This is a genomic window from Sphingomonas sp. 66-10, from assembly GCF_001897045.1.
Lineage (GTDB): Bacteria > Pseudomonadota > Alphaproteobacteria > Sphingomonadales > Sphingomonadaceae > Sphingomonas > Sphingomonas lycopersici.
In genome coordinates this window covers 1-14,375 of sequence record NZ_MKRR01000021.1, presented here as the reverse complement: position 1 = coordinate 14,375, position 14,375 = coordinate 1, and the positions used below count along the sequence as shown (strand labels likewise).

Below are 14,375 nucleotides of genomic sequence, written 5' to 3'. Positions count from 1 at the left end.
GACGGCTCACTTCATGGCGAAATCCGATACCAACACGGCGACGAACTCCCCTTCATCGCTCGAAAATGGACTTCTTCAACAGCCTGCTAGAAGTGGAACTTAGCCAGCTTGTCGCCAAGAGGGAGTATCTGATGGCCCGTATCATGGAACCCCTTATCGACGCACTGAGCGCGGTCCACGTATCCTTGCGCCAAGTGGATTACGCGGCGGTCGCCCTGGCACAACATTATCTTGACGCAGCGATGTCGTTCGATGGCGCGGACTTTGGAGATGTGCAGCTATATGACCAACAGCGTGGCGGCTTGGTGATATTGGCGTACAGAAACTTTAGCCGTGAGGTTTTGTCGCGATTTTCGCTTATCACGGCGACGGACGGCACGCCGTGTGGTCGCAGCCTGCGCAACGACAGCGTCGTGCTGGTGGACGATGTCTCACAGGATGTGGAGTTGGGAAAGCACCGCGATGCGATCAGGCAGGCCGGCATCGGGGCGGTTCAATCCTACCCGCTCCATCGGCGCGATGGGACGATATTCGGGATAATGTCGACACATTTTCGCACGCCACATGAATTTAGCGCTGAGCGCGTCGAGCAAATGGTGAAATTTGCCGCCTCGGTCGGGGAAGATCTGGAACGGAAAGTATTCCTCACCGGTTGAACGCGTCATGTTCGCGTGCCGGACTGCCGCTCCATCAGTCGGGTGATGCCGTTGATCAGCGAATGTTCCTGGAAGGGTTTTTCGAGGAAGAGATCAAACCCGGCGATCTCGGCTGACGATCTGAGATCCTCTGATGGATAACCGGTCATGAGAATGGCCGGTCCGGTCCATCCCCGGGCCCGCAGCGTCACGAGAAGCGAGATGCCATTCTGCTCGCCGAGCCGGTAGTCGGCAACGAGACAGGCACCGTGCTCGATGTCATTTTCGAGCAGCAGCCGATCTCCCGTTGCGTAGGTGAGTACATCGTAACCGCGCCCCCGCAGGAACAACTGCATCGATCGCCGCATACTGTCGTCGTCCTCCACGACCAGAATGCGGGGTTTATTTTCGGCCTGCGTTTCGGATTGCATACTCATCTCTACTACCCCACCCGAAAGGTCATTGCCTCAAGGGATGGGCGCGCGTCGTTACGTATTGCCCCTATGGATCTATGCCCATGCCTGCCGCGAAAGCGATGCGCAGTGCGTCGGACAGGCTGCGGACCTCAAGCTTGGTCATCAGGTTGGCGCGATGCACCTCGACCGTGCGCGGTGAAATGCCGAGATCATAAGCAATCGTCTTGTTGGGGAGGCCGTGGGCGAGGCCATCGAGCACATCGCGCTCGCGCGGCGTCAGCGCGCCGAGCACGACTTCCGCATCCGCCGCGCGCGCCGTGATCGTTTCTGCGCGCGCAATACGCTCGAACGCTGTTTCAATCGCGCTCAGGAGCGTCGTCCGCTCGAACGGCTTTTCCAGGAAATCCGCGGCGCCGCCCTTCATTGCGCGGACCGCGGTTCCGATGTCGCCATGCCCGGTCATCACGACGATCGGCATGGTTATGCCGCGCTCGGCGAGAATCTGCTGCACCTCGAGCCCGTCGATCTCGGGCATGCGGATGTCGAGCAGGATGCAGCCGCGCTCGACGTGTCGAACCTCTCTCAGAAATTCCGCGCCCGAGACCCAGCTGGTCACCGCATAGCCCGCGGTCTTCAGCGCATAGCCAGTCGACCGGCGCATCGATTCCTCGTCGTCAACGATGTGAACAAGCCTTGTGCTTGTCATCTCAGTTCTCCGCCCGTGCACGCGGCAGAGTGAAATGGAAACACGTTCCGCCGCCCATGCGTGGTTCCATCCAGATACGCCCGTCATTGGCTTCAACAATCGTTCGGCAGATCGAAAGGCCAAGCCCCATGCCGCCTTGCTTTGTGCTCACAAAAGCGCCGAACAGCCGATCCTCGACCTCCCTGGAGACGCCGGGACCAGTGTCGGCGACGCTAACCCGGACCATGTTCTCGCCATCGAGCCGGGTGATTACCCACAGCTGCCGCTCGGGGCTGTCCCTCATCGCCTGGCAGGCATTGCGGATAAGGTTGATCAGCACCTGCTGGATCTGAACCCGGTCGACAAGTACCGGCGAGGCGTAGGGATCAAGGTCGAAGCTCGCCTCAATGCCGCGCTCGTGCGATCCCATCAGGCCGAGCACCGATGCCTCATTGATGAGTGCCGGCAAAGGCTCGACCGTGCGCTCGATCTCGCCGCGCGCGACGAAATCGCGCAGGCGTCGCACGATATGGCCGGCGCGAAGCGCATCTTTTGCCGCGTCATCGAGCGCCTCGCGCATCAGCGCGACATTTTCAGGCCGAAGGTCGGTGAGTTGATCGCGCACCGCCTCGACATAATTGGCGATCGCCGCGATCGGCTGATTGAGCTCATGCGCAAGGGTCGACGCCATCGTCCCCATCGCGCTGACGCGAGAAACATGGATCAGTTCGGATTGTAGGTTTTCAAGACGTTCCTCGGTGCGACGTCGCTCAGTGAGATCGCGAATGAAACCGGTGAAGATGCGCTGCGCCCCGCCGGTCGCCTCCCCGATCGAAAGCTCCATCGGAAAGGTCGATCCGTCCTTGCGCGCCGCAAATACCACCCGCCCGGTGCCGATGATGCGTTTCTCGCCCGTCGCCAAGTAGCGCTGGATATAGCCGTCGTGACGCTCGCGATCGGGTGACGGCATGAGGATTCTGACGTTCTGCCCGATGAGCTCATCCTCGCTGTATCCGAACAGCGTTTGTGCAGCGTTGCTGAACGACATGATCTGGCCCGTTTCATCGATGACCACCATCGCGTCGGGTACCGTCGACAGGATCGAGCGCAAATGGCTTTCCCGGACCCGGGCCGTCTCCTCAGCGGCACGCTGTTCCGTGATGTCGGAAACCACCTTTGCGAAGCCGCGTAAATTGCCTTTGTCGTCATAAAGAGCGGTAAGGGACACCGCGGCCAGAAATTCTTGGCCGTCTTTCCTGACGCGCCAGTCCTCCTCTTCGAGACGTCCTTCTGCACAGGCGCGCGCGAGGTCGGCCTCGGGCTTTCCCGCGGCACGGGTGTCGGGGGGATAGAAGAGCGAGCTATGCTGTCCCAGCACTTCCGCCTCGGTCCAGCCCTTCAGTCGCTCGGCGCCCTGGTTCCAGATTGTCACATGCCCCGTCACATCGAGCATGTAGATCGCATGGCCCTGTGCCCCGTCGATTAGCAGATTGAGCTCTTCTGCCACATCGGTCGCATTGCGGGCATGCTGCGCCGCACTCCGATCGCTCGCAACGGCCCGGTCGCGCGAGCGTCTGATCCCCTCGCCGAGCAGGATTACGCCGCCGGCGACCAGCGCGAATGTGGCGGTTTCAACGACATCGGCGACATGGATATTGCTATAACCCGCGAAATAGATACCGAAGCCGAGCGAGAGGATCGCCGCGACAATCGCCGGGAGTGAGCCGCACCATAGTACCGCCCCGAGGATGACCGGCGCGAAGAGCAGAAACGGCGCGCGCTCGCCGAGCACGGGCAGCAAAGCCCAGCGCGCTGCTGCGGCGACTATGACAGCGCCGATGGTCGCACCAAGGCGAAATGGCAGCGAACGCTCCCCTATCGGCATTTCGAGCGCGTCCTCCATCCGCGCGATCAGGCGATTGAATAGCGAGGGTGCCTCGTTTTCCCCCCTGATCGATCTGGCGCTATAGCTGATTTGTGATGGCAGCAAAATAACCTCCCGCTCCGCCGGGATGTCCTAACGCGGATCGCTGACAGCTATAGATAGAACCGATTTGGGGGTATGCGGGATACTACCGATTGCCTTCATCGATAGCGACAAGCGGTTCATCACCGCAAATGTGGTCGCGCCCGCTTCATCGCGCCGCGCATCAATATCATGCCGGGCAGCAGAGGTAGCCAGAGTGTGAGGAGCCGCAACAGCATCGTGCCCGCAAGGCCGGCTTCGAATGGAACGCCGAGCAAACGTAGCGTCGCAATCGAAGTTGCCTCGAAGCTCCCCAGGCCGAGCGGGATGGGTCCGAGCGTGGCGACGATCGAGGCCATGATGACGGCGATGAAGGACGTCGAAAGATCGGCAGTAGTTCCGAGCGCGCGAAGGCAGGCGAACAACGTTCCAGCGTCGGCAAGAAAGACAAGAGCATTATACGCTGCGACGCGTATCAGCAACCCGCGGTCGTTCAGCAGGCGGGCGGGTGCCTGTGCCACGCTCTCGACCAGCGAGCGGACTGGGGCGATCCGTTCGAACCGGGGTGGGAGCGGTGCGCTTCCACGCTTGCGCAACCATAATGCCAGCCCGGGGATCGCGATCGCGACGCATAGGAACAAAGTCACTGTTCCGGCCATCAACGGGGTCGCCTGATCGTTGAGCCAGAGCAGCACGAGCATTGCGATCGCGAAAAAAGCATAAGCGGCGTAGAAGCCGATCGTTGAGATGAGCGGCACTGCAACGGCTGCCCCGCGCGGGATTCCCTGCGCGCGAAGCTGCGCGACGAGCAGCACATTACCGCCCATGCCGGCGCCGGGAAGCGCCTGATCAGCGAATAACTTGGTAACGGCGATCCGCATCAGCAGCGACAGGCGCCGGGAAGCACTCGCCGCGCGCAGAATCTCGCGCCATGCCATGGCCACACTAGCATAGGTCCCAAGCTGGAGTGCGATGGCAAGGCCCAACCAGAGCGGTTCAGCCTCGCGCACGAGCCGTGTGAACACCGCGATCTCACCCCAATGCCCGATTGCCGTAACAAGTGCTGCAATGAGGATCAGACCAAATAGCCAGCTACGCCAACGTTCGAAGCCGATAGCGTGGGCGGGAGGGGCGCGACCGTCGCGTTGATCTGACTTGCCGGGCCTCTGCGGCATCGGCCCTCCATTACCAGCCTGACAAGCTGTAAACTTCCCGGACCGGGCTGAAGATCCGGTGCGCGGGGCAGCGCCGACCCGCAAAACAGGAAGGAGATCGATGCGAAGGACGGCCGCCGGCACGCCTGCCGGCAGTCGCCTTTCGCTCCCGGCGGTACTCAGAAAGCGACGATGATATCATCCTCGACCTTATTGACTCCGGGCGCAGCCCAGGCCGCCCGCTCGGCGACGCCGCGCTCGTTCCACGCCCTGACCATGCCGCCCAATCGGACGGTGCTCCCCTCCGTCACGACGGTGACACCCGTCGCATCGAGGTTGGCCTGCCGCCGGAAGGCCGCCATGATACGATCCTTGATATCGGCGGCGACGGGCAGCTTCTTCACCTCGATGAGGTTGCTGACGCCGAGAACGCCCGTGATGAGGCCGGCGGTCTTGGCGGCTTCCTCCTTCTGGTAGAACCAATCGACGGTGCCGGTCAGCGTGACCCAGCCGTGCTCCACCTTGAGCTTGACCATGTCCTTCGGGATCGAGACGTGCCAGGCGAACAGATCGAGGATGCGCTTGGCGATCTCGTGATCCGCGGTCTTGGGATCAGAGGCGAAGCGCACCTTGATTTCCTCGGCGATCGCCTTGACGCCGGCGACACGGCGGGCCGCCCGTTCGGCCGCCATTTTCTCCGGGTAGCTCTTCACATAACCGGAGAGCGTCACCACGCCGTCATTCACGGCGACGCCGATATCGGCATGATCGACGCGAGGGTCCCATTCGAGTTCCGCCATCACGTCATGCTGCAACTGGTTGTCGGTCTTCATTGGTCTTCTCCTCTGCTTTGCGGGGGGATGCGAAATGACGGGGAAGGGATAACCCGTCGGCGAGACTGAGGATGGTCGGTAGCGCGATTACCACCGCGCGGCCCGGGCCGGCGCGGTACCTCGCCCGGATCCGACCATGCGATCCCAGGCCGAAATCGTGGATCCGCGGCGCTCCGGTGCCGGACGAACGATGGTTTCCGTCGTCCCATATCATAATCCAGAGCCGCGCACCGATCTTGCGGTTGCGCACGATGATCCGACCCGCACCGGCGATGCACGCGCTGGTCACCAGTTCGAGGACCGTCGCGTCAAACCCAGTCTGGTCGATGCGGGTGCGGGCGCGCGGATAGCAGAGCGCAAGATCAAACTCGATCGCGGGACCAGCAAGAGCGCGCAGGATCGGTGCCAGCTCGAGAAGGCGTGCGCCCGGGTCGATTGCGGCAAACGGGGCGATCATCCGCTTCGCAATACGAGCGTTTGATGCGATGTGCCGAGGGGGCGGAACATGCCCAAAAGACCCATGGAGCAAGGGTGGCAGCAGTGCATGAAATCCTGGTTGAACCCGCATCGGAATATGTCCTTCCCGTCAGCCTTGCATTCTTTTGGAACGAGGCAGGCGAGGTGCTCTATTCGCAATTCCCCTTAAGGGTCTGAAACAGGCACTTGCCGGCGCTGTGGTCCTTCGCGCGCTCGACGCTTTGCCATGGGGTCTTTCGCGGGCCCGTAAATTCTTTTCGGATTCTCAAATTGGCGACTGATCGCTATCCTGACGCGACCATGGCTATCGCCGCGCATCATAGTCACAGCGCCGGATTGCTGATCTATCGTCGCAGAGGCGCCCAGCTCGAAGCCCTGCTGGCGCGGCCCGGCGGTCCCTGGTGGCGCAATCGCGACAAAGGCGCGTGGCAAATTCCCAAGGGAAAGGTCGAGCCGGACGAAGATCCTCAGGCGACGGCGTTTCGAGAGGCGCAGGAAGAACTCGGGATCGCACTTACCGGCGATGCAATTCCGTTGGGCATTGTCCGACAGACCGGCGGAAAGCGCGTTGCGGTCTGGGCGCTCGAGCAGGAGGTCGATCCGGCGGCGGTGCGCAGTAACCAGTTCAAGCTCGAGTGGCCGCCGAAAAGCGGAAAAATCAGCTCGTTCCCGGAGATCGAGGAGGCGCGTTGGTTCGGGCTTGCCGAGGCGCGTTCAATGATATTGCCGAGCCAGCGCGAGCTGCTCGACGCGTTGGAAGCGCAAGCAAGGTAGCATTGAAGCAAGGACGGGCGTTCCGTATCGCAACATAAGGTCGAGTGGCGGCTTCCAAAAATCCGTATCGTTGCGGCTCGGCCACAGCATGGTGTCTTGAATGAGCGAGAAGATGCAAAGGCAGCAGCCAAAGGTCAGACTCCGGTCTATCACGTATTTCGCGCCAGGTTTTGGTGACTATCATTCTCGCCGAAGACGGAAAATTCGGAAGACCGTGTCATGTCAAAGCTTGCGAGAGATTCGGGGCGGGGTGCGAGGGCGAGTCGTTACCGCATTTCGTTTGTTGTATTTGTCGCTGCGACAGTCGTGGCGTTCGCCGTATTAGCAGTGCAGCGCAGACTCGATGATTTTTGGTGGATTATCAACGGGCTTCTCCAGCCGAAGGATTGATTGTTGGCAGGATTTTGAGATCGGCAACGACAGGAAATCAGTTTATGCACCGCATTCTTGTCGCAAGCGACTTTTCCTCCGGCGCGGCTGCGGCGCTGCAACGTGCGCGGTCGCTCGCCAGCCTTAATTGTGCTGAACTCGACCTGGTTCATATCGATGCTCGTCGCGACGGCGAAACCGATCGCGTCCGCGCCGCCAATAATCTCAAAGCGATGGCCGAAGGAGAAGGATCATCGTTTCCATGTATTGCTCGCGTGCGCACCCATCTGACAACGGGCGAGCCTGCGCGGTGCATCGCAGAGATTGCGGAGGCCCATGATGTCGATCTCATCCTGCTCGGGGCGCATAACCGGGACGGGTGGAAGGAGAAGCTCTTTCCGACTGTCGCCGAGCAGCTGCTGCGCCTGACTCACCGCCCGCTCCTTGTCGTTCGTCGCTTTTCCGAGACACCCTATCACCGTCTGCTGGCAGCTGTTGCCGACGACGCGCTTGCCGAAGCGACGCTCGATCTCGCGCTGTCGGTTACCTCGGTCAGGGAACTTGTTGCGGTCCGTGCGTTTGTTCCGAGCTTACGCGATCGCCTTCTCGCCGGTGGCGATGTCGGACGCATCTGGCGCGACAAGCAGGATCTTCTTGAATCGACGCTGCAGGAAGTCGCTGCGCAATATTCGCATCTAACCTTCTCCATGAACGCGATTGTGGTCGACGGGGACACCATCGAGGTGCTTCGTCAGGCAGAGCGGGATTTTTCGCCTGACTTGACCGTTCTTGCAACCCACGCGCGGCGCAGGCTGACCAAAGCTCTTGCCGGCGGTATCGCCGATACGCTGATCGAAGAAGGGGACCTTGATCTGCTCTTACAGGCCTCGATACCAGATTGATCGTTTCGCGCGGTGCCCGAACGTATCTTCAGTACTGCAGCTCGTTCTTGGCTTCTATGGTAAGCTGCGAATTCGCCTCCGGTCAACTCGGCGTCATTGCTTGAAGAAGTTCGGCAACATCCACGCGCGCAACCCCGGTGAACGAGTCGGCAATGCCAAAAGGAAGATAAAGTGCACCGACGTGAACGAGGCCGCCGCAGCTATAGACGGTATTTGGAACATAGCCCGCCCAATGTCTGGCATCGGGTGAGATCAGCGGCCGCGTCAGTCGCGCAATCAGGCGAGTTGGGTCATTGCGGTCGAGGAGGCAGGCCCCGATTGCATAGCTGCGCAGCGGGCCGACGCCATGGGTCAGCACCAGCCAGCCTTCGGGTAATTCGATCGGCGCGCCGCAATTACCGATCTGGATCACCTCCCACGGCTCACTCGGTAAAACGATACGAACACCATTCTCCCAGCAATAAAGATCGCTCGATGAGAGAAGCCAGAGGCCGTCGTGGTCCACACGGCCGAGCATGGCATAGCGCCCCGCGATGCGGCGTGGAAACGGTACCATCCCCTTGATCGATGCATAGGGGCCAGCGATCGGGGTCAGGTCAAAGGTGCGGAAATCACTCGTACGCAGCAGTTCCTGGCGGACGCTTTCAGACCCGACCCCGGTCAGCGTGCCAAGGCAAACGCGTCCACCATCGCCGTCGTCGAAGCCGACCATGCGCAAATCTTCCAAACCACGGCGATGCGCCTTGCTCGCCGGGAACAGCACGACATTCGACAATTCGCGATGACGATCCGACGTGAAGCGGACTCCCGGTTCGGCGAGCGACGGGCCGGGAATGGGCTCGGCCCGCGCGCTCCCAGGATTGGGCGCTGCCGGATCGATCAGAAGGTTCCCGTCCGCTCCAATGCAGCCGGTACGGAAAATGATCGACGACACATGTCCTTCGCCGACCGCGCGCAATGACAGGATGAAACGCAGGCCGCCCGCCGTGGCGTCGCGCTGCGACGGATGCGCGATCATGCTCGGGTTGAACAGTGCCGCCGCCTCGAAGGCATATTCCTCGGTAAAGCACGCCCCGATTAGCCGCGCGCGCTCAGGCGCTATATGCTGAAGGTCACGGCGCATGTCCTGTATCTCGACGAAGCGGCGCTCAAGCAGCGGTGCTGCATCGGCATGGCGTCGCTCGATCCGGCCCAGCACTTGGTGGAGTTCAGCTGCGGCTGCTGCATCGCTGAGCGTCATAATCCGGGCGATCACTGCGTCGCGATGCTCGCTTGGCGGGTGTCCGGAGAGCGGCGTATCGGCGGGCATGAACGGTCGGAGCACAACCCGGGTCGGGTCCGGGTGGATCTCGACCGGCAAGTGCTCGACCGTCAGGGGCACCACGACCATTCCGCGACTTCGGGCATATCCTCGCCATGCTCGACGATATACCGGCGATGGCGTTCGAGCGCCTCGCTCAGATGCTGCCGGGCATGCGCGGCATGTGCGGCAAGGCCGGGAATGAGATCGATCGCGGCGACCGCGAGGTGAAACCGGTCAAGGCGGTTGCGCACCACCATGTCGAAGGGCGTAGTCGTCGTGCCTTCTTCGCTATAGCCGCGGATGTGCATGTTGGCGTGGTTCCGCCGCTTGTAGGTGAGGCGATGGACGAGATGCGGATAGCCGTGGAACGCGAACACGACGGGGCAGTCCGCGGTGAACAGGGCATCGAACGCGATATCGGTGAGACCATGGGGATGTTCCCGGTCCGACTGCAATACCATAAGGTCGACGACATTGACGACCCGGATCATCAGGTGGGGGCAATATTCGCGCAGCAGTTTGACCGCGGCGAGCGTCTCCATCGTCGCGACGTCGCCGCAACAGGCCATTACCACATCGGGCGACGCCCCGTCGCGATCGGTCCCGGCCCATTCCCATATCCCTGCACCCGCTGCGCAATGCCTGTCAGCGGCATCGTGATCGAGCCATTGCGGCATCGAGGCCTTGCCGGCCACCACCACGTTGATCCGATCCCAGGTGGCAAGGCAATGATCGAGCGTCCGCAGAAGGCAGTTGGCATCCGGCGGTAGATAGATGCGCACTACGTCTGCCTTCTTGTTGGCGACATGATCGATGAAGCCCGGGTCCTGATGGCTGAAGCCGTTGTGATCCTGCTGCCAGACATGGCTGGTCAGCAGGATATTGAGCGAGGGAACTGATCGCCGCCAGCTCAGTCCGCGGGCTACTTTGAGCCACTTGGCGTGCTGGCTGATCATCGAATCGACGATCGGTGCGAAACCCTCGTAGCAATTGAACAATCCATGGCGGCCGGTCAGGATGTAACCCTCCAGCCACCCCTCGCAGCAATGTTCGGATAAAATCTCAAGGACGCGACCGTCGCGCGCGAGATGTTCGTCATAAGGTTCGATCCGCTCCATCCAGGCGCGGTCGGTGACGTCCAGCACGGCCCCGAGGCGATTGGATACGGTCTCATCTGGGCCCATGATGCGGAAGTTTCTGCTTGATGCGCTCGCGCGCATCGTTTCGGCGAGCCACCCGCCGATGATACGCGTACTTTCTGCCTTGGTTCCGCCGGGCACCGGGACATCGACGGCATGAAGGCGCCAGTCTGCGCGAGCCAGCGGAATGCGATGCGAACCGTCGGCAAACCGGCTGGCGCTCATCGGGGATGCGGGCGCAAGGGCGAGGAGATCGGACATTGGCCGGCCCCCGGCATCGAACAATTCGTCGGGGCGATAGCCTTGCATCCATTGCTCGAGCTGCGCGCGATGCGCCGCGTTGGTGCGGGCGTTGCTGATCGGCACCTGGTGCGCGCGCCAGAAATCCTCGACGCGCCGGCCATCAACCTCCTTCGGTCCGGTCCAACCCTTGGGGCTGCGCAGGATGATCATCGGCCAGCTTGGAACGCCGGTCGGTTCGGTCTCCCCGGCCTCGCTGCGGATCGCATCGATCAGTTTGAACGCCTTGTCCAGTCCGGCGGCCATTTGGCGGTGCATCGACGGAGGATCGGCGCCCGATACCAAGATTGGGGTGTATCCAAGGCCCTTGAAAAACCACTCAACCTTTTCGTCGGGGAAGCGCCCGAGGATCGTTGGATTGGCGATCTTATAGCCATTAAGATGCAGGATCGGCAGCACCACCCCATCATGCACGGGGTCGAGAAAGCTGATTGAATGCCATGCCGCGGCGAGGGGCCCCGTTTCGGCCTCGCCGTCGCCGACGACGCAGGCGACGGCGAGCGTTGGGTTATCGAAGGCAGCGCCGAACGCGTGGGCGAGCGAATAGCCCAATTCGCCGCCCTCATGGATTGAACCTGGGGTCTCAGGGCCGGTATGGCTTGGTACGCCGCCCGGGAAGGAGAATTGCCGGAACAGCCGTGCCATGCCGGACGCGTTCCGCCCAATCTCCGGATAGACCTGTTCATAGCCGCCATCGAGCCACGCGCAGGCCAGCATGGCGGGACCGCCATGCCCAGGCCCGCAGACGAACAGAATCTCGCGATCATCGCGTCGAATGATCCGGTTGAGATGCGCATGGATGAAGGTGAGCCCCGGCGAGGTTCCCCAATGTCCCAGCAGGCGCGGCTTGATATCTTCGGGTGCCAATGGCCGACGCAGCAATGGATTGTCGGTGAGGTAGATTTGCCCGACGGTGAGGTAATTCGCCGCGCGCCACCATCGGTCGATCGCGGCCAGCTCATGGTCGGAAAGTGCGACCTGCGCTGGAGACAGGAGCGGTGCAGTCATGCTAACATCGGGCTGTTGCTCAGGCAGCCAGTCGGGCGAGAAAAGACTGCGCCTGGGCCTTGCGACACAGGCTGCGCAGTGCGCAACCCGGACAAATGCTGCGGTCGAGTTCGGGCTGCGCAGCGCATTGGCTGACCAGCAACCGTAGCATCGCCTGATGCGACCAGCGCGCATTCCTTCCGTGGGCCTGACGCGCCATGCGACGCTCTTGCCGGGCCCGTTTGCGATACCAGTCGATCATGCTGCGACTCCCCGATAGGTGAAGAGCCAGTTGGAGCCCATTCGTCTTGAAACGAGAATCCGTATCATTCCCAATGATGGGCGAAGCTTTTTTCCCGCGCGCTCACTCTTCTCCAGGGGAGATTGATGGTGACGCGGGCATTGCCGGTTCTGATCGCAATCGCGCTTGCCGGCTGCTCGCGGTCGGCTTCCACTGCCGTCACAAAAAGCAGTGATATGTTTGGCGGCGCGGGCAAAGTAGACCAGATGCGCGCCTGGGACCGCCGGGGAATATTGTTTCGCGCGGTTCGCGATGCGGGCTGGCCGTGCGACTGGATCACCGAGGAAATCGCCATGGGCAGAAACCACGGCAATCCAATCTGGCGAGTGCGATGTGAAGGCAGCCGTTATTATCTCGTCGAGGTAGCGAAAGGCGGTACTGTCGTTCTCGTTAGTTGGACGAAAGGCTGACCTGCCTTTCGCCGGCAGGCGGCAATAGGACCGCTGCGCCCTTTACCTTACCATCGCGAACGCGCTGCAACGCGAGGTTCGCCTCGATGAGCGGAAACGGTTCGATTGCGGGTCGTAGTTGCGCGCGATTGGCAATATCGAGGAATGAGATGCCGTCGTCGCGGGTGAGGTTGGCGATCGAGCATATTTCCCGCTCACCCCATAGGTCGAGGTAAGGGAAGGACGGGATATCGCTCATATGGATGCCGGCGCAGACGACCGAGCCACCCTTGCGCACCGATCTCAACGCCGCCGGCACGAGTTCGCCGACGGGCGCGAAAATCAGCGCAGCGTCAAGCGGCTCGGGAGCGGGGTGCTCCGAGCTTCCCGCCCAGACGCAACCCAGCGACCGTGCGAAGACCTGGCCCGCTTCATCACCTTCGCGGGTAAAGGCGAGTACGCGACGCCCCTGCCATATTGCGACTTGCGCGATGAGATGCGCCGCAGCGCCGAATCCATAGAGGCCGACGACACGGGCTTCGCCTGCGCGGCGCAGCGCCCGCCAGCCGATCAAACCGGCGCACAATAGTGGCGCCGCCTCCGCATCATCGAAGCGTTCGGGCAAAGCGAAACAATAATGCGCGTCGGCGACCACATGGGTGGCAAACCCGCCATCGCGAGTCGCCCCGGTGAACTCTGCCCGATCGCAAAGATTTTCCTGGCCAGCGCGACAATAAACACAATCGCCGCAGGTGTGGCCGAGCCATGGAACGCCGACGCGCTGGCCGAGCGCGATATCGCGGACTTCGTTGCCGACCGCACGGACTCGGCCGACGATCTCATGTCCAGGTATGATCGGGCAATTGGCGCGAACCTCGCCATCGATTACATGCAGATCAGTCCGGCAGACTCCGCAGGCGCTGACCTCGACCAGGACCTCGCCGGCGCCTGGTGCTGGGATATCGCGACTAATGCACCGGAGCGATAGCCCCGGCGCATCAAGCACCATCGCGATCATCCGCGCCACCGCGCCTTTCGTTCAATCGGCCTTGCGGATGGCGATGCGGCGGCCGCGTTCCGGCGCTTCCTTGCCCTTTGGCACAGTGACGGTCAGCACCCCTTTGTCAAAGCTCGCATCGATCCCGTCTTCCTGCGCGTCGACCGGGAGGATCACATGCCGCTCGAAACTGCCATAGCGGCGCTCGCGCAGCATGAAGCCATCTTCCTTGCGCTCATCCTTCTGACGCTTTTCGCCTGAGATGATGAGCTGATGCTCTGCCACTGTCACCTTTACATCCTCGTCGGCGAGCCCGGGCAGCTCCGCAGTCAACCGATAGGCGCCATCGCGTTCGACCATGTCGATCGCGGGCGCCGAAAAAACCGTAAAGGGGGCGAAGAAATCGCGGGTTGGCCGGTCCATCTCGTCGAACATGCCGCGCAACCAGGCGAACGGGCTGGTGGGATTGCGATAGTGGGTGAGTGCGGAAGTGGTCTTGGTCATCGCCGTTTCCTCAAATCTGGATGCCGCGCGCAAGTGCGGCCCATCGTTGCTACGTCGTCGCTCGCGCCGGCGTTATCGGGAAGTTTACGGATAGGAGCGGCGGGCATTCTCAACGATCGATGGGGCTGCAGAGGCGCGCGCACGCGCCTTGTTCACGGGGATATGATCATGACCGCCAAGGATCTGACGCAGCTTCACCATCCTACCAGCGTCGTTGTCATCGGTGCCTCTGAGCGCCCTGGAT

General features: G+C 61.8%; 15 protein-coding genes. 4 read left to right on the top strand and 11 right to left on the bottom strand.

What is annotated here, in order from left to right:
* Nucleotides 1-656 (top strand): GAF domain-containing protein (locus tag BGN95_RS02660; protein WP_286771538.1); only part of this gene is annotated, 656 nt, incomplete at its 5' end.
* A gap of 5 nt (nucleotides 657-661) precedes the next feature.
* Here BGN95_RS02660 and BGN95_RS02655 read toward each other — a convergent pair.
* From BGN95_RS02655 to BGN95_RS02630, 6 genes are all read right to left on the bottom strand, one after another.
* On the bottom strand, nucleotides 662-1,066 hold the full coding sequence (locus BGN95_RS02655) for a response regulator (protein WP_286771537.1): 405 nt from the start codon (nucleotides 1,064-1,066) through the stop codon (nucleotides 662-664).
* A gap of 70 nt (nucleotides 1,067-1,136) precedes the next feature.
* Nucleotides 1,137-1,757, bottom strand: coding sequence for a response regulator transcription factor (locus BGN95_RS02650; protein WP_286771540.1), 621 nt, complete (start codon nucleotides 1,755-1,757; stop codon nucleotides 1,137-1,139).
* Between the two features lies 1 nt (nucleotide 1,758).
* Nucleotides 1,759-3,639, bottom strand: coding sequence for a PAS domain S-box protein (locus tag BGN95_RS02645; protein ID WP_286771536.1), 1,881 nt, complete (start codon nucleotides 3,637-3,639; stop codon nucleotides 1,759-1,761).
* 206 nt (nucleotides 3,640-3,845) lie between these two features.
* Complete coding sequence (locus BGN95_RS02640; RefSeq protein ID WP_286771535.1) at nucleotides 3,846-4,877, bottom strand: lysylphosphatidylglycerol synthase transmembrane domain-containing protein; 1,032 nt, start codon at nucleotides 4,875-4,877, stop codon at nucleotides 3,846-3,848.
* Between the two features lie 158 nt (nucleotides 4,878-5,035).
* The gene (locus tag BGN95_RS02635; protein ID WP_286771534.1) at nucleotides 5,036-5,689 is read right to left on the bottom strand and encodes a BON domain-containing protein; all 654 of its coding nucleotides are present in this window, start codon (nucleotides 5,687-5,689) and stop codon (nucleotides 5,036-5,038) included.
* Nucleotides 5,661-6,146, bottom strand: coding sequence for a hypothetical protein (locus tag BGN95_RS02630; protein WP_286771533.1), 486 nt, complete (start codon nucleotides 6,144-6,146; stop codon nucleotides 5,661-5,663). The genes BGN95_RS02635 and BGN95_RS02630 overlap by 29 nt, the downstream gene beginning before the upstream one ends.
* Before the next feature lie 290 nt (nucleotides 6,147-6,436).
* Between BGN95_RS02630 and BGN95_RS02625 the strand changes: the two genes are divergently transcribed.
* Nucleotides 6,437-6,940 (top strand): NUDIX hydrolase, encoded by a 504-nt coding sequence (locus BGN95_RS02625; RefSeq protein ID WP_286771532.1) that lies wholly within the window; start codon nucleotides 6,437-6,439, stop codon nucleotides 6,938-6,940.
* Between the two features lie 353 nt (nucleotides 6,941-7,293).
* On the top strand, nucleotides 7,294-8,211 hold the full coding sequence (locus BGN95_RS02620) for a universal stress protein (RefSeq protein ID WP_286771531.1): 918 nt from the start codon (nucleotides 7,294-7,296) through the stop codon (nucleotides 8,209-8,211).
* 82 nt (nucleotides 8,212-8,293) lie between these two features.
* On the opposite strand, the gene BGN95_RS02615 is transcribed toward BGN95_RS02620, so the two are convergent.
* From BGN95_RS02615 to BGN95_RS02605, 3 genes are read right to left on the bottom strand one after another with little or no spacing between them, the layout of a single operon-like run.
* Nucleotides 8,294-9,601 (bottom strand): glycoside hydrolase family 130 protein, encoded by a 1,308-nt coding sequence (locus BGN95_RS02615; protein WP_286771530.1) that lies wholly within the window; start codon nucleotides 9,599-9,601, stop codon nucleotides 8,294-8,296.
* Nucleotides 9,583-11,961 (bottom strand): phosphoketolase family protein, encoded by a 2,379-nt coding sequence (locus tag BGN95_RS02610; RefSeq protein ID WP_286771529.1) that lies wholly within the window; start codon nucleotides 11,959-11,961, stop codon nucleotides 9,583-9,585. Before BGN95_RS02610 ends, BGN95_RS02615 begins: the two co-directional genes overlap by 19 nt.
* Nucleotides 11,962-11,980: 19 nt before the next feature.
* A complete protein-coding gene (locus BGN95_RS02605; RefSeq protein ID WP_179514892.1) occupies nucleotides 11,981-12,202 on the bottom strand; it encodes a hypothetical protein in 222 nt (73 codons plus the stop codon).
* A 128-nt stretch (nucleotides 12,203-12,330) separates the two neighbouring features.
* On the opposite strand from BGN95_RS02605, the gene BGN95_RS02600 reads away from it, so the two are divergent.
* Complete coding sequence (locus BGN95_RS02600; RefSeq protein WP_286771528.1) at nucleotides 12,331-12,651, top strand: hypothetical protein; 321 nt, start codon at nucleotides 12,331-12,333, stop codon at nucleotides 12,649-12,651.
* Here the strand turns inward: BGN95_RS02600 and BGN95_RS02595 are convergent.
* Together BGN95_RS02595 and BGN95_RS02590 are read right to left on the bottom strand one after the other, a co-directional pair.
* Complete coding sequence (locus BGN95_RS02595; RefSeq protein WP_286771539.1) at nucleotides 12,632-13,648, bottom strand: zinc-dependent alcohol dehydrogenase family protein; 1,017 nt, start codon at nucleotides 13,646-13,648, stop codon at nucleotides 12,632-12,634. The two genes, BGN95_RS02600 and BGN95_RS02595, sit on opposite strands and share 20 nt — an antisense overlap.
* Nucleotides 13,649-13,669: 21 nt before the next feature.
* Nucleotides 13,670-14,131: an Hsp20/alpha crystallin family protein gene (locus BGN95_RS02590; RefSeq protein WP_286771527.1), complete on the bottom strand. Its 462-nt coding sequence runs from the start codon at nucleotides 14,129-14,131 to the stop codon at nucleotides 13,670-13,672.
* Nucleotides 14,132-14,375: the final 244 nt, after the last annotated feature.

What these genes read in the sequence shown, in the direction of transcription:
- BGN95_RS02655 (WP_286771537.1), bottom strand. Translation starts at nt 1,066, where the DNA reads ATGCAATCCGAAACGCAGGCCGAAAATAAACCCCGCATTCTGGTCGTG.
- BGN95_RS02650 (WP_286771540.1), bottom strand. Translation starts at nt 1,757, where the DNA reads ATGACAAGCACAAGGCTTGTTCACATCGTTGACGACGAGGAATCGATG.
- BGN95_RS02645 (WP_286771536.1), bottom strand. Translation starts at nt 3,639, where the DNA reads ATGGAGGACGCGCTCGAAATGCCGATAGGGGAGCGTTCGCTGCCATTT.
- BGN95_RS02640 (WP_286771535.1), bottom strand. Translation starts at nt 4,877, where the DNA reads ATGCCGCAGAGGCCCGGCAAGTCAGATCAACGCGACGGTCGCGCCCCT.
- BGN95_RS02635 (WP_286771534.1), bottom strand. Translation starts at nt 5,689, where the DNA reads ATGAAGACCGACAACCAGTTGCAGCATGACGTGATGGCGGAACTCGAA.
- BGN95_RS02630 (WP_286771533.1), bottom strand. Translation starts at nt 6,146, where the DNA reads ATGATCGCCCCGTTTGCCGCAATCGACCCGGGCGCACGCCTTCTCGAG.
- BGN95_RS02615 (WP_286771530.1), bottom strand. Translation starts at nt 9,601, where the DNA reads ATGGTCGTGGTGCCCCTGACGGTCGAGCACTTGCCGGTCGAGATCCAC.
- BGN95_RS02610 (WP_286771529.1), bottom strand. Translation starts at nt 11,961, where the DNA reads ATGACTGCACCGCTCCTGTCTCCAGCGCAGGTCGCACTTTCCGACCAT.
- BGN95_RS02605 (WP_179514892.1), bottom strand. Translation starts at nt 12,202, where the DNA reads ATGATCGACTGGTATCGCAAACGGGCCCGGCAAGAGCGTCGCATGGCG.
- BGN95_RS02595 (WP_286771539.1), bottom strand. Translation starts at nt 13,648, where the DNA reads ATGATCGCGATGGTGCTTGATGCGCCGGGGCTATCGCTCCGGTGCATT.
- BGN95_RS02590 (WP_286771527.1), bottom strand. Translation starts at nt 14,131, where the DNA reads ATGACCAAGACCACTTCCGCACTCACCCACTATCGCAATCCCACCAGC.